The sequence below is a fragment of the Eudoraea sp. genome, assembly GCF_049665975.1.
GTDB lineage: Bacteria > Bacteroidota > Bacteroidia > Flavobacteriales > Flavobacteriaceae > Eudoraea.
In genome coordinates this window covers 19,306-27,447 of the sequence record NZ_JBATGR010000254.1, presented here as the reverse complement: position 1 = coordinate 27,447, position 8,142 = coordinate 19,306, and the positions used below count along the sequence as shown (strand labels likewise).

11 protein-coding genes are annotated in these 8,142 nt (G+C 35.1%); 8 read left to right on the top strand and 3 right to left on the bottom strand.

Features of this window, described 5'->3' with window-relative positions; genetic code table 11:
* Positions 1–107: 107 nt before the first annotated feature.
* Entirely contained in the window at positions 108–695 is a 588-nt protein-coding gene (locus WBN20_RS09320; protein ID WP_424281488.1) for an NUDIX hydrolase, read from the bottom strand.
* Between the two features lie 7 nt (positions 696–702).
* Here WBN20_RS09320 and pyrE point away from each other — a divergent pair, with 7 nt between their 5' ends.
* Positions 703–1,341 (top strand): orotate phosphoribosyltransferase, encoded by a 639-nt coding sequence (pyrE, locus tag WBN20_RS09315; RefSeq protein ID WP_424272767.1) that lies wholly within the window; start codon positions 703–705, stop codon positions 1,339–1,341.
* Between the two features lie 7 nt (positions 1,342–1,348).
* Positions 1,349–1,741: an SRPBCC family protein gene (locus WBN20_RS09310; protein ID WP_424275855.1), complete on the top strand. Its 393-nt coding sequence runs from the start codon at positions 1,349–1,351 to the stop codon at positions 1,739–1,741.
* A gap of 30 nt (positions 1,742–1,771) precedes the next feature.
* Here WBN20_RS09310 and WBN20_RS09305 read toward each other — a convergent pair whose 3' ends face one another.
* Entirely contained in the window at positions 1,772–2,503 is a 732-nt protein-coding gene (locus WBN20_RS09305; protein ID WP_424281487.1) for a biotin--[acetyl-CoA-carboxylase] ligase, read from the bottom strand.
* Between the two features lie 94 nt (positions 2,504–2,597).
* Between WBN20_RS09305 and rsfS the strand changes: the two genes are divergently transcribed.
* From rsfS to WBN20_RS09275, 6 genes are read left to right on the top strand one after another with little or no spacing between them, the layout of a single operon-like run.
* On the top strand, positions 2,598–2,975 hold the full coding sequence (gene rsfS / locus WBN20_RS09300; protein ID WP_424272769.1) for a ribosome silencing factor: 378 nt from the start codon (positions 2,598–2,600) through the stop codon (positions 2,973–2,975).
* A gap of 9 nt (positions 2,976–2,984) precedes the next feature.
* Positions 2,985–4,976 carry an ATP-dependent zinc metalloprotease FtsH gene (gene ftsH / locus WBN20_RS09295; protein ID WP_424281486.1) on the top strand — a complete coding sequence of 664 codons (1,992 nt, stop codon included), beginning with the start codon at positions 2,985–2,987 and terminating at the stop codon, positions 4,974–4,976.
* A gap of 58 nt (positions 4,977–5,034) precedes the next feature.
* The gene (locus WBN20_RS09290; protein ID WP_424281485.1) at positions 5,035–5,646 is read left to right on the top strand and encodes an LUD domain-containing protein; all 612 of its coding nucleotides are present in this window, start codon (positions 5,035–5,037) and stop codon (positions 5,644–5,646) included.
* A gap of 1 nt (position 5,647) precedes the next feature.
* Positions 5,648–6,451, top strand: coding sequence for a phosphatidate cytidylyltransferase (locus WBN20_RS09285; RefSeq protein ID WP_424281484.1), 804 nt, complete (start codon positions 5,648–5,650; stop codon positions 6,449–6,451).
* Positions 6,441–7,109 (top strand): phosphatidylserine decarboxylase family protein, encoded by a 669-nt coding sequence (locus tag WBN20_RS09280; RefSeq protein ID WP_424273089.1) that lies wholly within the window; start codon positions 6,441–6,443, stop codon positions 7,107–7,109. Before WBN20_RS09285 ends, WBN20_RS09280 begins: the two co-directional genes overlap by 11 nt.
* On the top strand, positions 7,099–7,365 hold the full coding sequence (locus tag WBN20_RS09275; RefSeq protein WP_424281483.1) for an acyl-CoA-binding protein: 267 nt from the start codon (positions 7,099–7,101) through the stop codon (positions 7,363–7,365). The genes WBN20_RS09280 and WBN20_RS09275 overlap by 11 nt, the downstream gene beginning before the upstream one ends.
* 6 nt (positions 7,366–7,371) lie before the next feature.
* Here WBN20_RS09275 and WBN20_RS09270 read toward each other — a convergent pair whose 3' ends face one another.
* Positions 7,372–8,139: a creatininase family protein gene (locus WBN20_RS09270; protein WP_424275555.1), complete on the bottom strand. Its 768-nt coding sequence runs from the start codon at positions 8,137–8,139 to the stop codon at positions 7,372–7,374.
* Positions 8,140–8,142: the final 3 nt, after the last annotated feature.

Below are 8,142 nucleotides of genomic sequence, written 5' to 3'. Positions count from 1 at the left end.
AACTTGGCTTGATGTATTAAATATATATACGCTCAAAATATAATGGAGCTTACCATTTACTATGTCCTGTATGCAGTATTCCTATGGACCCGCGTACTCAAAATAAACTAATCAGCAAATAATGATTTAATATTGGTATAAGAATTTTCCAGGGCCTTATGAATTTTCTGTGGACCTTTCCATTTTACTTTTTCTATACCTTCGCTTTTTTGACCAACTAACTTTCCCTTATAAGTAGTTTTCATTGCATACCAATGAACTTCCTTGAGTTTGTATATTCTGTTTCTTTTAAAAATGTGGTAGGTTGTCCGTAAAAAGTTTTCAATCTTTAACCCTTTAACCCCAGTTTCTTCCTCAACTTCTCTAAGTGCACATTCTTCTATAGACTCACCTTTTTCAAGTTTTCCTTTGGGCAGGTCCCATTTATCATTCCTGTAGATAAAAAGAACTTTACCCTTTTTATTGGTTACCACACCACCACCGGCAATTTCCATTGGAATTTTTTTTGTAAACTTTTTTAAAATTTCCTCGTGGTTAGGATGATAGATAAATGCTCTGTTCATCTTTTTTTTTGCCAATGCATCTATTGCATTATTAATGGCTTCGCCATTTAGCATAAAATACTCACCATTTACAGTATCCGATAGTTTGTTTGTTAAAATCAAAGGCGCATCTTTAACAAAAACTTTATACATTTGTGAAATGGTTTTAGATAAGAACACTGCGGCCAAAACAGCCGAGCTCCTACTGCAAATTAATGCAATTAAGTTGAAACCAGAAAATCCTTTTACCTGGGCCTCCGGTTGGAAATCTCCAATTTATTGTGATAACAGGATAATCCTGTCATTTCCTGAGATCAGAAATTATATAAGAGAACAAATTGCAAAACAACTTGTCGACTTATACGGGAAGCCAGATGTAATTGCCGGTGTGGCTACAGGGGCAATCGGTATTGGGATGCTTGTTGCAGACTATCTGGGCCTGCCTTTTATTTATGTTAGACCGGAAGCCAAGTCACATGGGAGACAAAATCAAATTGAGGGTCAGTTGTCAGCTAATCAGACTGTTGTAGTTATTGAAGATCTTATAAGCACTGGTAAAAGTAGTCTAAATGCAGTAGATGCCTTAAAGGTCAATGGGGCTGTTGTAAAGGGTATGTTGGCAATTTTTACATACGGTTTCAGTATATCTGAAGAGAGTTTTAAAGAAAAAGAAATAGATCTTCATACGCTTAGCGATTATGACTATCTTATAGAGCAAGCCTCTTCCAGCAAACATATTAAGGAAGACCAATTAAAAACACTAATTGAATGGCGAAACAATCCTTCAAAATGGAAATAATGAAATAATGGAAATAGAAACTGAAAAGAAAACCGTCTCCAAAAACATAAAGGATGTTTATGAGTTTGTTATCGATCTTCAAAATTTTGAGCAATTAATGCCCGATAGTATTGATAAATTCGAAGTTTTAGACTCAGATACTTTCCTGTTTGCTCTTAAAGGAATGCCGCAAATTGTACTTAAAAGAAAAAATCAACAACCTTATAATAAACTGGTATTAGGAGCTGCTAGTGAAAAATTGCCATTTACACTTTCTGTGGATATCGGTTCTAAAAACGATAATGAAACTGAAGTAAAGTTAAGCTTTGAAGGAGAGTTTAATTCAATGATGGCTATGATGATAAAAACGCCCATTACTAATTTTATGAATGCATTATCTGATAATTTGAGTAAAATTTAACAATCCATTCTAGGGCACAGCCATTAGGTTTTAGTGCAATAGCTCCAATTCCTTAAAGGCATATTCCTTTAAAATAGAATCCTCCAGTTCCACAACTAAATTGCCTTCCGCCGAGATTCCTCGAATATATCCTGTAAACAACTTTGAATCCCTGTCTTTGAAAGTAGACGGTTTATCTATCCTGAATAGTAACTTTGTATACTGCTTACGAATATCAGAAACTTTTCCGGATTCAAATTCATCAAAAAGTATTTTAAGATTTAACACCAAGGAGGTAAGCACTTCTTCAAGATTAAAAGACAAACCCTTAATTCTTTTTAATGATGAGGCTTTTTTTAAATTTCCGAATTCTAATTGATTAACGTTCAATCCGAATCCAATTATAGAAGATGAAATTATATCATTCTTTAAATTATTTTCGATTAGAATACCACATATCTTAAAATTACCTGACATAATGTCGTTAGGCCACTTTACCCGTAGGTTTGGTATGACTAATTTTTTAAGTGTATAATAAACAGCTAATGAAGAGATTATATTTAACAAAAATTGTTCATGAATCGGAAAGTTTTTAAAATATTTTAAAACGCTAATAGTTAGGTTTTTACCTGCTTCTGACTGCCATTGAGTTCCCATTTGCCCTCGACCATTCAACTGCTCATTTGTCGTTACAATTGTAAAATCTTCCAGTTTCTCTGAAAGCATTAACTTTTTAAGGTAGGCGTTTGTCGAATCCGTGGCATCAAGTTTGATCCTTTGCATATAGGCTTGTTCGTTTTTGATCTACAATGTTATGTTAAAAACAATAGCTAAGAAAACAAAAAAACAATAACTTTGTACAAATTAATATTATTGAATGCAGAAAAGGAAAGCGAGTGCAGATGAGTTAATTACCTTAATCTTAGATGGAATAGAAGAAGTTAAAGGACTCGAGATAAATGTACTTGACCTAAGGGAAATAGAAAATACCGTTTGTGACTACTTCATCATTTGTAATGGCACTTCTAATACGCATGTTAATGCGATAGTAAATTCAATCCAAAAAACAGTAAGTAAGGCATCAAAAGACAAACCATGGCATATTGAAGGATCTGAAAATGCAGAATGGGTGTTGCTGGACTATGTAAACGTAGTTGTTCATGTATTTCAAAAACATATACGAGAATTTTATGATGTGGAGGGACTTTGGGGAGACGCAAAGGTCACTTTGGTAGAAAGTAGTTTTAATCAGTAAAAAAAGACAATGGCAAAAGATAATAATACCCCGCAAAAGAAACCTAGATTTAGTTCTTGGTGGATTTATGGTTTGATTGCAATATTCTTAATTGCTTTCCAATTCTTTGGAAGCGACAATCTGACGTCCACAAAGAAAACAACTACTTCTGAACTTCAGGAGTACCTGAGAAATGGAGACATTACCAAGATATTGATTATCACCAACACCAATCAGGCTAAAGTTTTTTTATCTGATGAAGCACTTGCAAAGGATGTACACAAAGATGTATCCGAAAAACCTTTGTTTCCTTCAACTGGATCAATTCCGCAATATGTATTGGATTATGGTGATTTGCAAATTTTTCAAAATGAAATAACTGAACTAAAAAAGGAGAATAACTTAGACACCATAGTGGAGTTTGATAAAGAGTCTAATGTCTTTATGGAGTTGTTGTTATCCATTCTGCCATTTGTACTGATTATTGGCATATGGATTTATCTCATGCGCAGAATGTCCGGAGGTGCCGGTGGAGGTGCAGGTGGTCAGATCTTTAATATTGGAAAATCTAAAGCAAAGTTATTTGACGAAAAAACCGATACAAGAACTTCTTTTAAAGATGTTGCCGGTTTAGAGGGTGCCAAAGAAGAAGTCGAAGAAATAGTAGAATTCTTGAAGTTCCCTGATAAGTACACTTCCTTAGGAGGTAAAATTCCAAAAGGAGCGATTTTGGTGGGACCTCCGGGTACAGGTAAAACATTGCTCGCTAAAGCAGTTGCGGGAGAAGCAAAAGTTCCCTTTTTCTCATTATCCGGTTCAGATTTTGTTGAAATGTTTGTTGGGGTAGGCGCGTCAAGGGTTAGGGATCTGTTTAAGCAGGCGAAGGACAAATCTCCGGCAATTATTTTTATCGATGAAATTGATGCTATAGGACGGGCAAGAGGTAAAAACAATTTCACTGGATCTAATGATGAACGTGAAAATACCCTGAACCAGTTATTAACGGAAATGGATGGTTTTGGAACAAATACCAATGTAATTGTATTGGCTGCTACCAACAGAGCTGATGTATTGGATAAAGCTTTGATGCGTGCAGGTAGGTTTGACAGACAGATTTATGTTGATCTGCCCGATATTCGGGAAAGAAAGGAAATATTTGAAGTACATCTCAGACCAATAAAAACTTCTGAGACATTGGATCTTGATTTTCTGGCCAGACAAACACCTGGATTTTCGGGAGCAGATATAGCCAACGTCTGCAATGAAGCTGCACTTATTGCGGCCCGTAAAGAAAAAAAGGCCGTTGGCAAACAAGACTTCCTTGATGCGGTGGACAGAATTGTCGGTGGACTTGAAAAAAAGAATAAAATTATTACCCCGGAAGAGAAAAAGACTATTGCCTATCATGAGGCTGGCCATGCAACTGTAAGTTGGATGCTGGAACATGCTGCGCCTTTAGTAAAAGTTACAATAGTCCCAAGAGGTCAATCTCTGGGTTCAGCATGGTATTTGCCCGAAGAACGCCTTATAATTCGTCCGGATCAAATGAAAGATGAAATGTGCGCCACTTTAGGAGGCAGGGCCGCTGAAAAAGTGATATTTGATAAAATATCTACCGGTGCTCTTAGTGATTTGGAAAAAGTAACCAAGCAGGCCCGTGCTATGGTAACCATTTATGGGCTTAATGACCAAATTGGAAATATTACCTACTACGACTCCTCCAGTCAAAACGAATATGGGTTTACCAAACCATACAGTGAAGAAACTGCCCAGGTAATTGATGAGGAAATTTCTAAATTAATAGAAGAGCAGTATAGACGAGCTATTGAAGTGCTGAATGAAAATAAAGATAAACTTACAGCATTGGCTGAACGCTTATTGGAAAAAGAAGTTATCTTTAAAGAGGATTTAGTTAAAATTTTTGGAAGTCGCCCTTTTGAAAAAGTATTTGATAAAAAAGGTCAGGAAATAGTTGATACTGATGAGCTAGCACCTGAAGAATCTACCAAAGAAAATAAATAATAATTCTAAGCGTTGTTTTTTTAATAAGTCGAGCATTATTTGAAGCCTAATTATATCGATGGGTATATTTGACAAGCTATTTGGTGGTGGTAAAAAGAAAGTTTCCAAAGAAACGGTGGAAACCAGGGGGATGCATATGCCCGACCTAAATATCCCGGTTGATGAGAAGTTTACGATTCATTTTAAAAAGAATGGTGGTAAATTCATTTATTGCGATTCCTTTGATGAAGTTTCAGAAGCTTTAAAAAACATAATTGAAGAAAATCATTGGGAAGAACTACCTTTCTTTGTAATGAATCCCCGCTTAAAAGAAAAATTTTCAAAGGACAATTTAAAATTTACAGAAAACGCAAACGATAGTGAAATTTTCTTTACTACTTGTGAGCATTTGGTTGCCCAAAACGGATCTATTTTAGTTTGCTCAAACCAGCTTAAAGAAAAGAAGCTTAACGAATTGCCAGATAATGTTATTGTCTACGCCACAACAAGTCAGTTAGTAAGCACAATAGGCGAGGGTTTAAAAACAATTAAAAAAAAATACAAACAAGTTATTCCCGCAAATATTACCACTATTAAACATTTTCAAGGAACTGAAGAAAATGCCAATGATTTTCTAACCTACGGTAGCAGCACAAAACACCTGTACTTATTACTTATGGAAGACCTTTAATATGAAAGAACTTCTTAGGCGATTATTGACAGGAGCTGTTTATGTAATTCTACTTCTTTCTGCCATTTTTCTAAGTTCAGATGCATTTGACTTTCTTTTTATGGTTTTTGGTCTGGCATGTTTGTATGAATATAAAAGATTGGTATCTCTCAGGGGGTACTATATTTTTATAGCCTATCTAGGTCTATGGTGGGCTTATATTTATCTTATTGATGATAAAATATTGATCAATGTGCTCATGTTTATAACTATCATTGTTAACCTTACTTTGATTTACTACCTATTTTCTAAAAAGAAAAAAATCTATTATAATTACGAAAAATTTATTGCCGGACTTTTCTATGTTGGAGGCGGATGTATATTTTTGACGATGATACCATATAAGGATAATGAATTTGCTAAATATCTTATTATGGGGATTTTTATATTAATTTGGGTAAATGATTCATTTGCCTATGTTGTAGGCAAGACATTGGGGCGTACAAAATTATATCCGGCGGTATCGCCAAAAAAAACTATTGAAGGCACCTTAGGAGGTTTTGTTTTTACTTTGGGAGCAGCCTATATTATGGCAAAATATGAAGATATTGTAAACCCGGTACAATGGGTTATTCTAGCAGGAGTCATAGTGCTAGCAGGGAGTTTAGGTGACCTTATAGAATCTAAATTAAAAAGACAAGCTGGTGTTAAAGATAGTGGCGCCATTTTACCAGGGCATGGAGGTATGTTAGATCGCTTAGACAGCTTAATATTTGCTGCCCCTTTTGCTTATTTAACTTTAATGCTGTTTTCATATGTTTCATAGAGAAGGCCAGAAAATTATTCTAACAACTTTTTTTAGCGTTGGTATTGCTATTGTATTGGCTCACTTTTATATAGTTGAACCTTGGTTACAGAATACAGTTCAAATTTTAGCTTTAATCATATTAATTCTAATTCTCCAGTTTTTTAGAAATCCCAAAAGAGTTATAAATAAAAATTTTAATGATATACTTGCTCCAGTTGATGGTAAAGTAGTTGCTATAGAGGAAGTAGAAGAGGAAGAATATTTTAAGGATAAACGCATACAAGTTTCCATCTTTATGTCACCAACCAATGTGCATATAACGAGATATCCATCTAGTGGGGTTATAAAATACTCTAAATATCACCCTGGTAAATACCTTGTTGCATGGCATCCAAAATCAAGTGAGGAAAATGAACGAACAACGGTGGTAATTCATACTCCAAAATTTGGGGATATTCTATATAGACAAATAGCAGGAGCAATGGCAAGACGTATTATAAATTATGCGGAGATAGGAGAAAACGTTCAACAGGGTGAAGATTCGGGATTTATTAAATTCGGGTCTAGGGTAGATTTATTATTACCTTTAGACAGCGCAATCACTGTAAAATTAAACCAGAAAGTTGTCGGTGCCAAAACCTGCATTGCCACAACTCCGCCTAAGGATGAAGAATGATAAATTATATAGCAGATTTTTAGAAGCCGTAAAACTGGTCAATGATTATAAGGAGCCTTTACCAGCAGACTTATTATTAAAATTATATGCATACTACAAAATTGCCAATAAGAACTACAATAACCCTGGAAGTAAAACTCCTTTAATAAATGCATTTAAGGCCAATGCCTTGATTCAGGCACAGAATATTGATCGTCAGGAAGCCATGAACCTATATGTGAATTTGGTTCAAAAGGAGATCGTTAATAAGAAATAAGTCTTATTATTCATATAGATCTTTACAATCGGCTTTGCATAAATCATAAATTAGATTTCCAATTTTTAAAGATATATCTTCAAAGAATTTCTTGCCTTTTGCTGCGGTTGCAAGTTCCGGATTACCAACTCCGGTATCCTCACTTATCTCTGACCATTTTCGTTCTGCCCAGACCCAACCCTCTGTAAATGCTCTAATCTTAAATCTTTTAGATTTACCAGTCCCCCATTTATCTTTTGGCAATACTAATTCAGGTTTAAGGTATAACATAAGACTTGTCTCCATTTCTTCTGCATGGTCGCCTTCATTTTCAAAATAATCTGATCTGTTCATGGCATGAAACCAATTGGAAAAACAAATAAACATGTCCGGATATTTTAATCCCAATTCTCTAACCAAAGGCTTAAAATTATTTCCGCCATGGCTGTTAAAGATTAAAAGTTTGTATATCCCCTGACGATTAAGGGTCTCTATAATATCGTTTAAGATGGTCAGTTGAGTTGAGGGATTAAGATTTATATCCAGATAAATATCAGATTGCCCTGTATTTACACCAAACGGAATTGTTGGTAAAACAATTGGCTTTGCACCCTTTTCCCATGCAATTTTTGCAGCAGCAGCAGCAATGTAATCAGCCTCATAAATATCTGTGGCATATGGCAAATGATAATTATGTGCTTCCGTAGCGCCCCAAGGCAGTACAGCCAGTTCAAATTCTGCATCTTTAATGACTTCCCAGTTACATTCAGCAAGTATGTATGGCCTTGTGCCCATAAT

Excerpts from the sequence above, each read along its gene's own strand:
- WBN20_RS09310 (WP_424275855.1), top strand. The coding sequence starts at position 1,349 with ATGGAAATAGAAACTGAAAAGAAAACCGTCTCCAAAAACATAAAGGAT.
- WBN20_RS09285 (WP_424281484.1), top strand. The coding sequence starts at position 5,648 with ATGAAAGAACTTCTTAGGCGATTATTGACAGGAGCTGTTTATGTAATT.
- WBN20_RS09280 (WP_424273089.1), top strand. The coding sequence starts at position 6,441 with ATGTTTCATAGAGAAGGCCAGAAAATTATTCTAACAACTTTTTTTAGC.
- pyrE (WP_424272767.1), top strand. The coding sequence starts at position 703 with ATGGTTTTAGATAAGAACACTGCGGCCAAAACAGCCGAGCTCCTACTG.
- WBN20_RS09305 (WP_424281487.1), bottom strand. The coding sequence starts at position 2,503 with ATGCAAAGGATCAAACTTGATGCCACGGATTCGACAAACGCCTACCTT.
- WBN20_RS09320 (WP_424281488.1), bottom strand. The coding sequence starts at position 695 with ATGTATAAAGTTTTTGTTAAAGATGCGCCTTTGATTTTAACAAACAAA.
- WBN20_RS09290 (WP_424281485.1), top strand. The coding sequence starts at position 5,035 with ATGGGTATATTTGACAAGCTATTTGGTGGTGGTAAAAAGAAAGTTTCC.
- ftsH (WP_424281486.1), top strand. The coding sequence starts at position 2,985 with ATGGCAAAAGATAATAATACCCCGCAAAAGAAACCTAGATTTAGTTCT.
- WBN20_RS09275 (WP_424281483.1), top strand. The coding sequence starts at position 7,099 with ATGAAGAATGATAAATTATATAGCAGATTTTTAGAAGCCGTAAAACTG.
- rsfS (WP_424272769.1), top strand. The coding sequence starts at position 2,598 with ATGCAGAAAAGGAAAGCGAGTGCAGATGAGTTAATTACCTTAATCTTA.
- WBN20_RS09270 (WP_424275555.1), bottom strand. The coding sequence starts at position 8,139 with ATGGGCACAAGGCCATACATACTTGCTGAATGTAACTGGGAAGTCATT.